The following is a 16,155-nucleotide window of genomic DNA, read 5'->3' as shown; positions in this document are numbered from 1 at the left end:
ACCGCCATTACGCGGCCCCGGCGCCGGTGAGCGAACGCACCTCCGTCTCCGCGTACTTCCCCGCGTCCGCCTCCTCCGGCGACAGCAGGGTGCCGAGCCAGCCCGCGAGGAAGCCGAGCGGGATGGAGATCAGGCCCGGGTTCTCCAGCGGGAAGAGGTGGAAGTCGACGCCGGGGAAGAGCGCATCGGGCCTGCCGGAGATGACGGGCGAGAACACCACCAGGAGCAGGGCCGGTACGAGGCCGCCGTAGATCGACCAGACCGCGCCGCGGGTGGTGAACCGGTGCCAGAACAGGGAGTAGAGCAGGGCGGGCAGATTCGCGGACGCGGCGACGGCGAAGGCGAGGCCGACCAGGAAGGCGATGTTCTGGTCCTGCGCGAAGAGGCTGAGCCCGATGGCGACCGCGCCGATCCCGACGGCCGCGAATCTGGCCACCCGCACCTCGTCCTCCTCCATCGCCCCTTCCTCCACCGCGTCGGCGGTGACCCGCGCGGTGCCGGGGGCCGCGGCCTCGCGCTTGGCGCGCCTGTTCTGCCGTGCCTGCGTTTCCGCGACGGGGCGGCGGCGCAGCGTGGCGTAGAGGTCGTGGGCCACCGAGGCCGACGATGCCAGGGTGATGCCCGCGACCACGGCCAGGATCGTCGCGAAGGCCACCGCGCCGACCACAGCGAACAGCACGGTGCCCCCTGTCGTCCCCTCCCCGCCGCCCAGGATCTCGGCGAGCAGCGGCACCGCGGTGTTGCCCGCGGCGTTGGACGAGCGGACGGTGTCGGTGCCGACGACCGCCGCCGCTCCGAAGCCGAGCACGATCGTCATCAGGTAGAAGGCGCCGATCAGCCCGATCGCCCAGACCACCGACCGCCGCGCGGAGCGTGCCGTGGGCACCGTGTAGAAGCGGGACAGGATGTGCGGCAGGCCCGCCGTCCCGAGCACCAGCGCCAGGCCGAGGCTGATGAAGTCCAGCTTCGACGCCCAACTTCCGCCGTACTTCAGCCCGGGAGCCAGGAAGGCGTTGCCGTGCCCGCTGCCCGCCGCGGCGGCGTGCAGCAGACTCCCCGGATTGCCGTGGAAGCGGACCAGGACCATCACGGTGAGCGTCACCGTGCCGCCGATCAGCAGCACCGTCTTGACGATCTGGATCCACGTCGTCGCCCGCATCCCGCCGAAGGACACGTAGAACACCATCAGCGCGCCGACCCCGACCACCGTCCAGGTGCGCGCCGCGCCGTGCCCGCCGAGCAGCAGCCCGACCAGGCTCCCGGCGCCGACCATCTGCGCCACCAGGTACAGGATCGACACCACCACCGACGACGTGCCCGCCGCGATCCGCACCGGCCGCTGTCTCATCCGCGCGGAGAGCACATCGGCGAGTGTGTACCGCCCGCAGTTGCGCACCAACTCGGCGACCAGCATGAGGACCACGAGCCACGCGACGAAGAACCCGACCGAATACAGCAGGCCGTCGTACCCGAAGAGCGCGATGAGCCCGGAGATGCCGAGGAAGGACGCCGCCGACATGTAGTCGCCCGCGATGGCCAGGCCGTTCTCCATCGGGGTGAACAACCGTCCCCCGGCGAAGAACTCCACCGACGAGCTCCGCCGCCGTCCCGCCCACGCCGTGATCGCCAGCGTCACCGACACGAAGATCGTGAACAGCACGATCGCGAGGCCCTGATGCTCCCCGGCCGAATCCGCCAGATACCCGCCATTGAACCGACCGCTGTTCAACGCACCCGCTCCTGCCCGGTCCTGGTCGCCAGCGTCCAGCGCAGATCGAGCGCCGCCCGGTCCCTGCGCAGCCGCGCGTGCCGGGCGTAGGCCCACGTCAGCAGGAACGTCGTGGCGAACTGCGCCAGCCCCGCCACCATCGCCACATTCACGTCACCCGCGACCTGATGTCCCATCAGGCCCGGTGCCGTGGTGGCCGCCACCACGTACAGCAGGTACCAGGCCAGGAAGCCCGCCACCACCGGGAAGGTGAAGCTCCGGTACCGGTCGCGCACCTCCTGGAACGCCGCGCTGCCCTGCACCTCCAGATACACCGCCGACCGGTCCACCGGCCGTCCGTCCTGGCCCGCCTGCGGTGTGCCCTCGGGCCGGGTCCGCCCCGGCGCGGGGTCGGGGGCCGTCTGATCCGGGACCCAGAGACCGGCGTCCGCCGCGTCCTGCCACGGGTCGTTCACCCGCAGCGCCCCGGGGTCGCCCCCGTCGTGCTTGTCCACCGAACACTCCTCGTTCCATCGGCCGATCGGCCGATGTGCCCAATCATGGACAGAGCGGGAAGATCCAGAACGAACAAGTAGAAACCTTCACCCCATCAGGTGATGCCGTGCCGGTAGGCATATCCGACCGCCTGTGCACGGTCCCGCGCCCCGGTTTTGGCGAACAGGTTGTTGATGTGCGTCTTCACCGTCGCCATGCTCACGTGCAGCCGCGCGGCGATCTCGGCGTTGGACAGCCCTTCGGCCACCAGGGCCAGCACTTCCGCCTCCCGGGCCGTCAGCCCGTCGGGCAACTCCCCCCGTCCCGCCGCCCCTTGGCCCGGCTCTCCCGCCCCGCCCGGTCCGCCCGGTCCGCTCCCCCGTCCCTCCGGCCGCCGCTCGGGGCCCGCCCCGGTCAGCGCGTCCAGCATCCTGCCCTGCACCGCGGGCGACAGCCCCGCCCGCCCGGCCGTCACCTCCGCGATGGCCCGCGCGATCTCCTCCCCTCCCGCGTCCTTGGTCAGATATCCCCGCGCCCCCGCCCGCAGCGCGGGAAAGAGCGAGCCGTCGTCCGCGAAGGTCGTCAGCACCACCACCTGCGTCCCCGGATACCGCGACCTGATCCGCCGCGTGGCCTCCACCCCGTCGCAGCGCGGCATCCGCAGGTCCATCAGCACCACCTCCGGCCGGTGTTCCCCCACCAGCCGTACCGCCTCCTCCCCGTCGGCCGCCGCTCCGACCACCTCGATATCGGGCAGCAGCCCCAGCAGCATCACAATTCCCTCACGCACCACCGTCTGGTCGTCCGCGACCACCACCCGCGTCACGCGGGCACCCGCAAGCGCACCACGAAGCCCTCCTCGGCCGGTCCGGCGTCGAGCGCGCCGCCCAGCAGCTCCGCGCGCTCCCGCATCCCCAGAAGACCGTAGCCCGATCCGGATGCCCTCAAAGAGTTATCCACAGGCGTCCTGCTCCCGAAGTCCCGGAACTCCAGCTCCACCTCCTCGCTCCGGTACTCCAGCCGCAGCGCGACCTTCGCTCCCGGCGCGTGCTTGCGCACATTCGTCATCGCCTCCTGTGCCACCCGCCGCACCGCCAACCCCGCCTCCGCGGGCAGATACCGCGCTTCCCCTTCCACTTCCAGGTCCGCCCCCTCCGAGGCGACCAGCTCCCGCAGGAATTCCTCCACCGGTGCCATCTCCCCGCGCAGCGCCGACAGCGCCTGCCGGGTCTCGGCCAGCCCCTCCCGCGCCATCTGCCGGGCCGCGATCACCCGTCCCAGCACCACGTCCCGCTCGACGCCCCGCTCGATCAGCAGCCGCGTCGCCTCCAGGTGCACCGTCTGCGCCGACAGGCTGTGCGCCAGCACATCGTGGATCTCCCGTGCGATCCGGGCCCGCTCCGCCAACGCCGCCGACTCGGCCTCCGCCGCCCGCGCCGCCCGCTCCTGGACCAGCAGCCGCTGCGTGTTCCCCCGCGCCTCGGCGTCCAGCCGCACGACGTACCCGATCAACCCCAGCCCCGCCACCGTCAGCGACGTGACCAGCCAGCCGCCGGAGTCGCCGACCAGTGCGTAGGCGGCCAGCGCCGTACCGGTGAGGGGCGCCGCCGCGGCCAGCGGCAGCCGCTCCATCCCGAGCACCGCGCAGCCGCACCACAGCAGCGTCGCGGGCACATCGGCGCCCACCGCGTGCAGCCCGAAGGCGGCGCCCAGCATCAGTGCGATCAGTGCGACGGACGGCGCCGCCCGGTGCGCGAGCGTGAACCGGAAGAACGCCCACACCACGACGGCCGCCACCGCCAGCCCCAGCACGGACGCCGCGGTCAGCCACCCGTTGAGATCCGTGCGGGCCAGGATCCCCCAGAGCGCCGCGGCGGCGAAGAGCAGCCGCACTCCCCGGCCGAACGCCCGCCGCGCGGACGACCGGTTCTCGCGGGACAGCGCCTCCTTCGAAGGCCAGGACGTCCAACCGCTCATGAGGCCGTACGGTACGACGGCGCCACGCTCTGGGCCCGCCAGGCGAGCACCCCGGCGCGTATCAGCAGCGTGGCCGCGAGCGCTATCAGGAACGAGCCGCTGTCCTGGTGGACCCCCATCGCCGTGCCCACCCCGTACAGCCCGATCCGCACCGCGACCCCGGCCGCCCACACCGCGACGGTGACCTTCCCTCCCTGCGCCCAGACCGTCCCGTCCCTCTCGGTCCACAACCGCGTGGTCCACGCCCATGCCAACCCCATCCCCACAGCGACCACCAACTCCACGGCCAGCAGCGCGACCGCCGTCTGCCGGTGCTCCGGGTCGATCAGCCCGTGCTGCCGCAGCGCCATGAACACCAGCACCGCCGGTATCAGCCACCACCGCCGGCCGCCCGTGACCTTCCTGGGCCGCAACTGGCGGGTGACCACCACACCGATGACCGCCACGATCACCAGCGCATCGATCAGACCGGACATGACGGACGCCTCCGTAAAGCGACTCCCACGAGGCCGGCGGGTTCGCCGACATCTCAGAATCTACGGAAACCCCCAGCTCAGCGGATCAAACCGGGGGTTGAATCTCCCTCTCCACCCCCGGGTGGAGCCCCCTCCACCAACGCCCCCGTGCTGTGGGCGAACGCGCGCCGGTCCGGCGCCGGTCCGGCATCGGTCCGGCACCGGTCCGAGTGCCCGCCCGGTGAGCGGATCCCCTGCGTCCGGGCTGCGGCGCTGCGTACGCTTTTCCAGCGACCGGCGATCGGATCGTCGGACAACGGGGAGGGCACCGTGTCGGATCTCGGCCAGCGGAACGTGGAGCGCCGGACACCGCACGGTGGGGAGGCGGGAGCGTGAGCCAGTCCGTACGCGCCGAGAGCGGTTTCGCCTACGGGGTCGTGGGCGCGGACATCCATGTGTTCGGCGACGGCGTCCCGGTCTACCTGCTGCAACGCTGGCAGCCGCCGGTCCTGCCGGACGACGGCTTTCTGTTGAATGTACCGAGCCGGATGCTCAACGCGCGTTTCCGGGTCGTGGAGTTCACCGGACGCACCGCCGAGTTGACCGCGTTACGGCGCTGGCGCGACGGCGGCGGTCCGCTGGCCGTGCAGTGGCTGTGCGCGCCGGGCGGACAGGGCAAGACCCGTCTCGCCGACCGCTTCGCGCAGGAGTCGCTGGCCGAGGGCTGGCAGGTCGTCACCGCCACCCACGGACCGGGGAGCGTGCTGCCGCCTCCTGGCAGTCAGGACCTCCGCGACCGGGGCGACGCGGGTGTGCTGCTGATCGTCGACTACGCCGACCGCTGGCCGCTGACCCATCTCATGTGGCTGTTCGGCAACACGCTGGTGCACCGCGACAGCGGGCGCGGCGCCCGGGTGCTGCTGATCGCCCGCGGCGACGAGGTCTGGCCGAGCGTGCGCGCCGCTCTCGCGAACCAGCAGGCCAGGACCTCGCTGCAACGGCTCGCGCCGCTGTCCGACGAGGTCGGCGGTGACGGCGCCGCCGCATCCCCGCGGTCCGAGATGTTCGCCGTGGCCCGCGACAGCTTCGCCGCGCGTTACGGCGTCTCCCCCGGCGGCATCGCGGCACCGGCCCCGCTCGGTGACGCGGCCTTCGGCCTGACCCTGGCCGTGCACATGGCCGCCCTGGTCGCCGTGGACGCCGACGCCCACGGGCTGCGCGCGCCCACCGACCTCGCGGGCCTGTCCAGCTATCTGCTGGACCGGGAGCAGTTGCACTGGGCGCGGCTGTACGGCGACCCGGATCACGAGATCGCCCCGTCCGCACCGGCGTTCCGCACCTCGCCCGCGCTCATGAACCGCACCGTGTTCACCGCGGCGCTCACCGGGCCGGTCAGCCCGGAGGAGGGGCGGGTGGCCATCAGCGACCTCGCGGTCCGGCTGCCGGCCGATCGCATCCTCGCGGATCACGCGGTCTGCTACCCACCGGCCGAGGCCGACCGCGACACCGTCCTGGAACCGCTGTACCCGGACCGGCTCGCCGAGGACTTCCTGGCGCTGACCCTTCCCGGCCACCGGGCCGACTACCCGGCCCAGGACTGGGCCGGGCGCACCGTCAGCGCCATGCTCAGCGGCACCGACGTGGTGAGCGACGCGGTCACCGGAAGCTGGATGCCGCGCGCCGTCGTCTTTCTGACCGCCGCCGCCCAGCGCTGGCCCCACGTCGGCCCCCTCCACCTGTTCCCGCTGCTCGGCACGGCCCCTCAACTCGCCGTCGTCGGGGGCAGCGCCGCGCTGGCCACGCTCGCCGCCCTTGACGACATCAGCCCCGAACTCCTCGAAGCCGTCGCAATGTTCTTCCCGCCGTTCAACCGGCGCAGTCCCGACCTGGACCCCGGAATCGCCGCCGTCAGCACCCGGCTGCTCCCGCACCGCCTGGAGCGCGCCAGAAACCCCAACGACCAGGCCGCGGAGCGGCACGAGCACGGCGTCCGCCTCCACCACGCCGGTCGGCTGGAGGAGGCGCTGGCCGAATCCGAGGCCGTCCTGGCCCAGTTCCGGGCCATCGCCCGTGACGGCGTCCCCAATCCCTCGCTCGTCCCCGTGGTCGAAGGCAATCTGGCGTTCGCCCTCAAGGCGTACGCGGACCGCCTGGGCGAGGTCGGACGCCGGGCGGAGGCCCTGGCGGCCACCGAGGAAGCCGTCGCCGTACAGCGCAGGCTGGCCGCGTACGACGAGCAGTACCGCCCCGACCTGGCGAGCGGCCTGCTCGGTATCGGACGGGATCTGTCGTACGCGCAGCGCTGGGACGACGCGACGGCTGCCCTGGAGGAGTCCGTGACGCTCCTGCGCGCGCTGGCCGCGGAAGAGCCCGGCAAGCACGAGTCGAACCTCTCCGCCGCCCTGGCCGCCCTCGGCGTGTGCCACCTGCGTACCGACCGTCCGCGGTCGGCGGTCTCACACGGCCGGGAGAGCGTCGCCCTGCGCCGCCGTCTCCACGCGAAGGACCCGTCCGCCCACGCCATGTCCCTGGCCAACGCTCTGTATCACCTGGCCGCCGCCCTCGAACGTGTCGGCGATCCCGACAGCGTCCCGCTGGCCCACGAGGCCGTCGAGCTCTACCGCGACCTCGCCCGGGTCAATCCCGCCGCCTACGAGCGCGAACTCGCCGACGGGCTCAACGGACTCGCCGTACGCCTGCTCGTCGCCCAACGCCCGGAGGAGAGCCTGACCGCGGCTTACGAGAGCGTCGCGATCCTCCGCCGCGTCAGCGCCCGCGAGGCGATCGCCGAACAGCACACCTTGGCCGAGGCTCTCGGCGTCCTGCTCGGCGCGCTGATGGTCACGGGCCGCTTCGCCGAGGCCACCGACACAGCCGACGAGTGCGTCATGGTCTGCCGCCGCATGACCGAGAAGGACCCCGTGGCCCTCCACCGCCTCGCGGGGGCCCTGCTCATCGCCGCGGAAGTCCGCGTCACCCCGGCCGACCCCCGCCTCGACGAAGCCCTCATCCTCTTCGACGAGGCCACCGAGATCATGGACCTCTACGCGATCTCCCCCCAGGGCGGCCCGGCCCTCCACCACCGCGTCGGCTCCCGCCTCATAGAACTCCTCACCGCCGCCGACCGCCCCGCCCCCGCCGCCCGCCTCCGCCGCACCCTCCAGAACCCAACAACCCCCTGACGCCCGGCCCGGCCGCAGGTCAGACGTCGATCCGCGACCGGTCCAGGGTCGTGGCGAAGTTGGTGATGAACCAATCCGACAACGTCCTGACCTGCGGCGAAGCCGCCAGGTGTGCGCTGACCTGGCATTTCTCCGCTTGCCAGCGTTGGCCTCCGACGGCCGTTTTCGACTGTCCTGCGGACCGTTTGCGGACCGCTTCAAGCAAACCGGCACCTACGCCACGCTCCTACCGCTGAGCCTGACGGCCACTGCGGCCGACCTCAAAATCTCCCGACACGAGGAAGCCGACAACCTCTCGCCGCTTGAGCCCGCTGATTTATCGGCGTCACAGTCGGCATCAATGCCCACGTCCGGCTCCGCCTCCAGCAATATCTACACCCCACTGAAGAGAGCAACGATAGTCCACTCGCGGCAGCCGTCGTCCGCTGGCGTTGTCGCCAGCATAGGTTCACCTTTTAGCAAATAAGAATGATGTACATGCACCCAACTAGCGAGTTCCCTCGCCCATCGCGACGAGAGCGCCATGAGCAGCGGTAACGACATCGTCCCAGAAGTGCGTTTGGATGATTTCCGAATCGCGCGATGACGGTACAGAAATTGCACGGTCCAGCACAGAATTCAACGCTTGCATAGCTGCAACTTCCTCCTCGTCGATGAGCACAAATCCTAGCCTCCCGCGCGGTTCCGCGAGAACGCCAGAGTCATCAAAAAAATCTAGCACATCATCGAGACCAGAATTGTTTTGATCTCTCGACATCCAGTTTTTCTCCTGCCAATCCCTGTCACTCAACCTGATCAACCAGTCGATCAACTGAGCACGAATCCAGGGAGTCTGCAGATTGGCGGTTTTACGGGGCATTCCAATTCCTCCACGTCTGCCACTCACTAAGGGGGACATGAGCCTCCACTGGGTAATCCTGAATTCTTGCCCCAGCGGGAAGCAGCTGCCCCCCTCTGCCAACGATCCTGCCACCTGAGTTAATTATGACGTGATCAACCTGCTGGCTACCCCACTGCGAACCGGGGTCCCCCTTGTCTATACGGACACTGTCCTGTCCTTTCGGAGCACGCCACACAAAACCTTCTTTACTATCGTTCTTCTTGAACTTCCTGGTCATACTGGGGCCCGACCACTCGTTGGGGATTTTTCCTGATCCATGCGGGAACCACCCCGGTCCAACTGGGCAAGGAGAATTATGGACGAGTACCGGGGTGACCCCTGCCAGCACGTAGTACGTGTGAAGTTGGGAGACGGTGAGGTTGTGCATGTCTGCTGCGCCGGGGGCGGGGCGGACGGCGGTGACGACGACGTGAGCGTTGTTGTCGGTTTCGAGTGCGTGGCCTGGGGTGAGTTGCACTGCGTTGACCCAGGCGTGGGTGGTGTCGTCCCAGAAGGGGTGTTCGGTGGTGGTGTGGAGGACCGAGGTGTGGCCGGGGGAGGTTTGCACGGTCAGGTCGAGCAGGTTGTCGTCGCTGTTGACCATCGTGGCGGTTACGGTGCGACCGCCTTCGTACTTGCCCGTGCCGGGGTCGGCGGCTGCGACCTTGTCGCCAACCTTCAGTTCACCGATCGGCTTCGAGGTACCGTCAGCGAGGAGCACGGGGGTGTCCGGCGAGAAGCTGTTTTTGCACCCATTCTTGAGACCGGCCCTGATCGCTGCGGCGACGTCGTCGAGCTCGCCCAGATCAGGGAGTTTGGCGCCTCCGGCTAGCATAAGGGCCGTGTCACTGTAGAGGTTCTTGCTTGCCTCTGAAACGGCCGCGTCTTTGGCGCACTCTTCGAAATGGCCGATGCAGTAGGTCGCAGCTATTTCTTGCGCCCCGGCCACATCGTTCGGGTGACCGAGTATGTACGTGTACGCCTTGGCGCAGGCCAGCCGTCCGAAGCAGGCGACCTCAGATTCCCCAGAACCAGGGGCGTTCGTGGTTGGGAACCAGTAGTTTCCTGAGTAAGGCTGATTGGGCATGAACGGGTGGAGCGATCGGGAAAGGTCGCCCCCACCTTGTGTCGTTGACGGCGAGTTGTCGTTTATCCATGTCCGTTCGGGTGTGGGCTCGCGTGGGTCCTTGGTTTTGTCGTACCTGGAGGTGGATGTCGGCACTCCGTTGGAGCAGTTGCTCATGGTGCCGTTCATGCATTCCATGACGCCGAGCCCGGTGGGGTCGCTGAGGGTGACGGGGCTATTGTCGCTGTAGCCGTAGCCGCCGAGGGACTGGGGGTCGGCGAGGTCCAGTTGTGGATCGACGCTAATGAAACGGCCGGTGGTGGTGTCGTAGTCGCGGGCACCGAGGTGGGTGTAACCGGTGGCGGTGTCAATGTCGCCGCCGACGAAGCCCTTTTGGCCGGGCCAGAAGGTGGGAGTGGTGCCGCGGGGGGCACCGTAGGGGAGGGTTTTGCGGCGGTTGACGGCGAGTGTCGTGGCGCTGATGGAGAGGGTGTTGGTGCCGTGGGGGTCCGCGACGAGGAGGCGGACCCTGGCGTCGCTGCTGGTGCGGATCGCGGAGCCGCCCGGGACGGCGTAATAGCGGTTACCGGCAAGGGCGTTCGTGGACTTGGTGAGGACGAGTTCTTGTCCGCCGGGCAGATACAGCGTGGTCTCTGCAGGTTCCCGCTTGAGCAAGCGAGTGCCCTGGGTGTCGTAGACGAACTTCGTGGTGGCGCCGGAGACTGTCGAGGTGGCGAGGCTGCCTTCGTCGTTCCAGGTGAGGCCCTGCGCGGCTCCAGTAGCGGGGGTCTTCGTGGTGAGGTTGCCGGCCTCGTCGTACTGGTAGGTGTCTGTCCCCGTGGCTCCGCCGACGGCGGTGACGTTGAGCACCGCGTGCGGCCGTGCGACACCGGTGGTAGTGGGGTAGGTGTAGCTGCGGATTGTGTTGGCCGTGATTGGTCCAGCTTTGTGCTGAGTCTCCGTGGCCCGGTCGGCGCTGTTGGTGAAGGTCCAACTGGTCCAGTAGGGATCCACGGTGCCGAGCGCCGGGGTACCTGTGCCGTTGTCCGGTCGTGTCGTGCAGGCGTCAGCAGTTGTCCATGCTTCCGACAGGCGCCGGGCCCAGTCGTAGGCGAAGCATTGGTCGTCGGCGATGGTGCCGTCGTTCTGATCGTCCCGGACCCGCGTGATGTTCCCGGCCGTGTCGTAGGTGTACTTGATGTTCGACAGGGTCTGCGGTCCGGACGCCTGGCGGTCGACGAGCGTTGAGGCCAGGCGGTGAGTGATGGCGTCGTAACCGAGAGTCTGGACGACCATGGCTCCGGTATTGCCGAGCTGAGCCTGGGCGAGTTCCCCGTACGGGGTGTAGCTGGTACCGCGCAGGTAGACCTGCGACAGCGTGCCGTCGACGATACCGAGTTGGTCCTGAGCGCCGTAGTGGTTGGTGACGGTCTCTGCGGGCAGGGCCGTCGTGGCGTTGGCATTGCCGGTGCTGTAGGCCGTGGTGGTGGGAAGGCCACTGACTGGAGTGTAGGTGCTGGCGACGGTGTAGGTGCCGGCAAGCATTTCCTCTCCAGTCACGGAGGGCACTGTGACCTTGGTGCCGGTGGCCTGGCCTGCGGAGTCGTAACCGGTCACCGCCGTTGTGTAGGCGGCGACCGGAGTCTGGGTGGTGTCGTAGCGGATGGAGGAGGCGGGAAGTCCCTTGCCACCCGAAGCGGTGTCATAGGCCCACTCGGCAAGCTTGGTGCCGGTAGTCGACCCGGTCCGCAGGCTGGTCTTGCGGCCGAGTTCGTCGTACGTGTTGGCCAGAGTGATACCGCGCGCGTCGGTGACAGTGGCGACCTGACCGTCGCTTCCGTATGTGGTAGCGCTTGCGCCCTTGTCTGGGTCGCTGGCGGTGATCTGGCGACCGCGCAGGTCGTAGCCGTAGGTCCAGGAGTTGCGGCCGGAGGCGTCGGTGACCTTGGACAGCTTTCCGGCCCGGTCGTAGGCGTAGGTGATCTTCTCGTACTGGCTCGCTGCGGCCCCGATGAGCGGGTTACGGTCCTTGTACTGGCGCAGTTCGGTGGTTTGGCCCCGGATATTGCTGACGGTGAGGGTCGCGGTGCCGCCGGTCGGGGGAGCAGTCGAGGTCCAGGTGTCTCCGTACGAGGTCGTGGTGCGCCACTTCTCCGCGTTGAGCGACAGAGTGATCACCGCGGTCGGCCGGTTGCGGCCGTCGAACTCGGTCACGGTGGAGACGGGAATCTGGTCGGGGACGACCGTCAGCAGCGTGGTCGAGACGGCCTTGTCGTTGTAGAACGGCGCGTCGGTCTGGAAGGGCCGGCCGAGGGTGTCATAAAAGGTGTCGGTGACGACACGTCCCGTAGTCCCGACCGCATCGGTCTGCGTCTGCCGTTGCCGGAGCAAGGAGTCGTAGATCCCGATCGAGGTACCCCAGGTGCCGTCCTCGTACAGGTTCTTCGACGTGACCGTGGAAGGTACGGTCGCGGAGACGTTGTAGGTGAACGTCGCGTTGGGGTTGGCGCTGGTAGGTCGCCCGGTGCTCCACCCCTTGGTGAGACGTCCTAGCGCGTCATACTCACTCGTCGCCGTGCGCTGGTTGGCATCGGTAGTTTTCAAGGTGAGCCCGCGCAGTCCGTCGAGGACGGTCGTGGTGGACTGCGCCTTGACATTCGTGACCGTCAGCATGGTGGGCTGAGCACCAGTGGCCGGGGTGTAGACGGTGGTGACGGGCTGGGCATCCTGACCCTTGAGAGTGGTTACCCGCCCGTACTGATCGTGCACCGACTGACTGGTGGTATCCCAAACCAGTTGACCACCGGTTTGGAGCTTCGACGCCTCCTCAGTCTTTGTGGCGTTCGCCTGACCGGGAGTAGGAGCAGCCCCTGGGGCGCTGTTGTCGTAGCTGGTGCGGGTGGAGGCGGTGACCGCCGTGGGGGGGTAGTCGGCACCGCAGGTGCCCTGGTCGACGTTCGTGACCTGGGCCGGGTAACTGATGAGCCAGTTGGTGATGTCGGGGGTGACGTAGGACGTGCGGGTGCAGTTCGGCTCCACCCCGTGGGCGGTGTCGCCGCCGTCTCCCTCTGCGGTGACGAGCCCGTAGACTGTGTCGTAGACACGGTTGGTCGTCAGGGTGCGCCAGCTCGTGCCGTCGTCCGTCAACGTGCTGGCCTTCTCGGTGACGGTTCCCGAGTGGCGGGCGAGAGCGGCAGGCAGGGAGGGCCCGGGGACACTGGGTTTGTCGGGGTCGGTGACGCCAGTGACCGGCTGAGTGGCGGTGGGGTCGGACTCCCACGGCAGGTAAGTGGATTTGGCGACGACCTTGCCGCCGGTTCCGTCCTTGTCGAAGGTGCGGGCTTCGGCGATACGGCCGGAGAAGTCGTTGCGGTCGGCGATGCCGTTGACCGTGTGGACCGTTCTGGGGCTGCCGTTGGCGAGGGTGTCGCCGGACATACCGAGGAAGTAACTGGTCTCGGTCTTTGTGCGGTTTGTCGCGCCAGTGAGGGTGCGAACCAGACCGTAGCCGCGGAAGTCACTCCAACTGCGGTGCTTGTCGACAGTGAACTCGGAGGTGTCACGCCGCCAGTTCGGGCCGCTCTCGTACTGGTATGTGGTGGTCGTCGATGGCGAACCACTGCCGGCGGTGGTGTCGTCCTCGACGATCTGGGTGACCACGTACTTGTGGAACCAGTCCTTGACCGGGTCAATCGCACCGTCCGGCGTCCACCAGGACGGATAGCAGCGCTTGGTGTTCTGGTCAGGCGTGGGCAGGTCGGTCGGGGTGCACTCGGTGGGGCTGTAGGTAATCAGGATCTGACCGCCGGTCTCATTGGTGACCTGCCCGAGGCGGTACTTGTTCAGCGGAGGGCGGCCTTCGGCAGCGTTCACCCGGTTGGGCATCGGCCCATTCCCGAAGCCGAAGGTCGTCTTCGGCAGCGTGATGTCGGGCAGTGATCCGGCCTTGGCGGTGTGCTGGATCGAGTCCAGCCACAGTGTGGGAGTCGAGACATCCCCGGTGGGCGGGAAGGACTGAGCAAGCGTCCAGGTGTCGACCGGTTGCAGAGTGCTGCCTTGCAGCGCGAAGGTGTTGATGTCCGTCAGTCGCTTACGGGACCAGAACGAGGGTCCGGTTTGCAGACACTGTGTGCCCGCAGTGCAATTCAGGTCGACCGGCACGTCCGGCCAGTTTGTGGAGTGGGCGGCGTCGAAGGTTCCGCAACTGGCCAGGCAACGTTCGGTGGTTCCGAAGGTGACCCGGCCAGCGGGGTTGGTGGTGGAGTAGACGGCACCGACCCGCAGACCGTAGTCGATGCGGTTCAGATACCCGCCGCGGATGTAGGAGACCGGTGTGGCGATCTTGCCGTTCTGTGCGTAGTAGCCGGTCTCCTTGGCGTAGTAGAGGGCCATGGCGTCGTTGTGCGGGTCCACCACATAGTCGAGGTTCCAGCGCCAGCCCTGCGTTTCGGCCGACGAGGCGAAGTCCGCGCCGTGACCAGGCTCCCCGGTGTGGTTGCCGTAGACCGGAACGGTGAAGACGGAGTTCGTCTCCTCCTTGCCGCTGGTCCAGTTCGGCAGGCGGTTCTTCCCGAACCAGTACTGCGTGCCGTCGAGCGCGGTGACCTTCCAGTACTCGTTGTCCGCATCCCCGTTGACGTCTCCGGGTGAACTGCCGAAGACCTGCTCGACACGGGAGCCGTCGTCGTTGGCCAGTTTCCAGGTGTTCTTGCCCGCGTCCCAGACGAGGGCGCTGGACTTGCCGTTCAGCGAGAGTGTCGCGTTCGGCGATTTCCAGCACAAGTCGCCGACCTTGGCCGTGTTGTTGCCGCCCTGTTTGTCGTTCTCGCACGAGGCATAAGTGCGCTCGATGAACCCCGGTGAGTACTCCCAGCCCTCACCGATCCACGAGGTCTGATTGTTGGTCGAAGAGGTGCGACCGTCCACAGAGGAGGAGCTGTACGACAAGGCCACGTTCGGCTCCAAGGAGCCGGGCACGGGCGGAACGGCCAGCGGCATGTCCCAGCCGAACGCGCCGGAGTTACCGCCTGCCGACCACGATCCGGCCTGAGCCAGCGACGTCGCCTTGAACGACCCCTCGTCGCCGCTCGTTCCGGCGGTGGCGGCCAGCACCACCATGCCGCTGTCGGCGGCGGTGCGCTCAGCACCTGACTGGTTCGGTGGGAACGAAACTGTCGAGGTCAGGGTCCGGGCCGCGCTGTCGTTGTCGGTCGGCAGGGGGAGGCTGGTGAGGCATCCGACCTTACTTGGCGTGGTCAGCGCGCAGGCAGGCATCTGGACCAGCCGCAGCCGAGACGACCATCCTGCGGCGAACGCCGACTCCACATCGGAGTAGTCGACTTGGACATCGGCCGCGGCGGTCGCCGGGACACTGCCCACGGGCTGAAGTGAGAGCAGCAAGCCCTGGACACCGGCCCGTTCCGCGGTCCCGTGGTCGGCGAGGGTGACGTGGACGCGGTCCGGTGCGGCGGTGGCGCTGCCGAGGGTGCGTGCGGACCGGGCATCGGCCTTGGCTCCCGCGGCAGGTTGGGTGGGGCGGCCGACGCTGATAGGTAGCGTCCCGGCCCGAGCCCGCTGGCTGCCGACTCCCTTAGCGGTGCCAGTCGCCACCACGGGCACCGTGACATCTGCCACGCCGCCGACTGGCCAGTCGGCCTTCTTCAGCGGTTTCCATGATTCGTGCTGCGGCGGCACGGTGGGGGCAGGCGGGACAAGGTCTTTGCCCGAGACCGATGCGGTCTTCGGTACGGGCCGGACCGTGAACCCGTCGCCAGGTTTGGCCCACGCAGGGGCGGCGAGCAGTGACAGCCCGAGAGCGGCGGAAAGCGGACCGACCATAACGGAGCGAAAGCTGAATCGTCCGACCGGCGAATGAGCCGAAAACGGCATGCCAAAGCCACGGCGGAACATCATGGAATCCCCACCCCTAGAGCCACACCCGTAAAGAACCTGTAAAGCAAAGCGGATTCAATGGTGTCTACGCAAGACCCAGAGAGCCAATGCCCGAATCATGATGATTTTTTCGCAGGATCAACTGCCGTAGACCGAACAAATAACCCTGGACGGCCATTTATGCCTACCTGCTAATTAATCGGACAAGTCACCCCAAAATATCACCTCCACTGGAAGGGCAAAGTGGAATTTTTCATTCCGTTGTCTCGGCATTCACTACCCTGGAGCACTTTAAAAATGTGGGGAGTTCCGAATAACCTGCGGGTCCCACGTATTCTGCGTGCGCTCCAGAAAGGCGCCTCATGAGAGACCCCCGACCGAAGGCCCAAAGAAGAGGGCGCCCGGTAGCGTTCCTTCTCGCCCTTGGACTATCGCTGACTGCCGTCGCCACGCTGGCACTGCCTGCCGCAACCGTCGCTGCCGCCGACGACGGACCCCCG

8 protein-coding genes are annotated in these 16,155 nt (G+C 68.1%); 1 reads left to right on the top strand and 7 read right to left on the bottom strand.

Going from position 1 to position 16,155, the window contains the following annotated elements; genetic code table 11:
• Positions 1-7: 7 nt before the first annotated feature.
• The 5 genes from ABZX65_RS14595 to ABZX65_RS14575 form a co-directional block, all read right to left on the bottom strand.
• Positions 8-1,729 carry a cation acetate symporter gene (locus ABZX65_RS14595; protein ID WP_355338361.1) on the bottom strand — a complete coding sequence of 574 codons (1,722 nt, stop codon included), beginning with the start codon at positions 1,727-1,729 and terminating at the stop codon, positions 8-10.
• Positions 1,726-2,223, bottom strand: coding sequence for a DUF485 domain-containing protein (locus tag ABZX65_RS14590; protein WP_355338358.1), 498 nt, complete (start codon positions 2,221-2,223; stop codon positions 1,726-1,728). The genes ABZX65_RS14595 and ABZX65_RS14590 overlap by 4 nt, the downstream gene beginning before the upstream one ends.
• Positions 2,224-2,318: 95 nt before the next feature.
• Entirely contained in the window at positions 2,319-3,029 is a 711-nt protein-coding gene (locus ABZX65_RS14585; RefSeq protein WP_355338355.1) for a response regulator transcription factor, read from the bottom strand.
• Positions 3,026-4,180, bottom strand: a complete 1,155-nt coding sequence (locus ABZX65_RS14580; protein ID WP_355338352.1) for a histidine kinase — start codon at positions 4,178-4,180, stop codon at positions 3,026-3,028. Before ABZX65_RS14580 ends, ABZX65_RS14585 begins: the two co-directional genes overlap by 4 nt.
• Positions 4,177-4,656, bottom strand: a complete 480-nt coding sequence (locus tag ABZX65_RS14575) for a DUF1453 domain-containing protein (RefSeq protein WP_355338349.1) — start codon at positions 4,654-4,656, stop codon at positions 4,177-4,179. Before ABZX65_RS14575 ends, ABZX65_RS14580 begins: the two co-directional genes overlap by 4 nt.
• A gap of 371 nt (positions 4,657-5,027) precedes the next feature.
• Between ABZX65_RS14575 and ABZX65_RS14570 the strand changes: the two genes are divergently transcribed.
• Entirely contained in the window at positions 5,028-7,817 is a 2,790-nt protein-coding gene (locus ABZX65_RS14570; RefSeq protein ID WP_355338346.1) for a tetratricopeptide repeat protein, read from the top strand.
• Positions 7,818-8,304: 487 nt separating this feature from the next.
• Here the strand turns inward: ABZX65_RS14570 and ABZX65_RS14565 are convergent, their stop codons facing one another.
• Together ABZX65_RS14565 and ABZX65_RS14560 are read right to left on the bottom strand one after the other, a co-directional pair.
• The gene (locus ABZX65_RS14565) at positions 8,305-8,676 is read right to left on the bottom strand and encodes a hypothetical protein (protein WP_355338343.1); all 372 of its coding nucleotides are present in this window, start codon (positions 8,674-8,676) and stop codon (positions 8,305-8,307) included.
• Complete coding sequence (locus ABZX65_RS14560; RefSeq protein WP_355338340.1) at positions 8,666-15,676, bottom strand: polymorphic toxin-type HINT domain-containing protein; 7,011 nt, start codon at positions 15,674-15,676, stop codon at positions 8,666-8,668. Before ABZX65_RS14560 ends, ABZX65_RS14565 begins: the two co-directional genes overlap by 11 nt.
• Positions 15,677-16,155 lie beyond the last annotated feature (479 nt).

The organism is Streptomyces sp. NPDC003300, from assembly GCF_040610915.1.
Taxonomy (GTDB): domain Bacteria; phylum Actinomycetota; class Actinomycetes; order Streptomycetales; family Streptomycetaceae; genus Actinacidiphila.
Note: the sequence above shows the minus strand (reverse complement) of the source record. Positions and strands in the feature narration are given on the sequence as shown.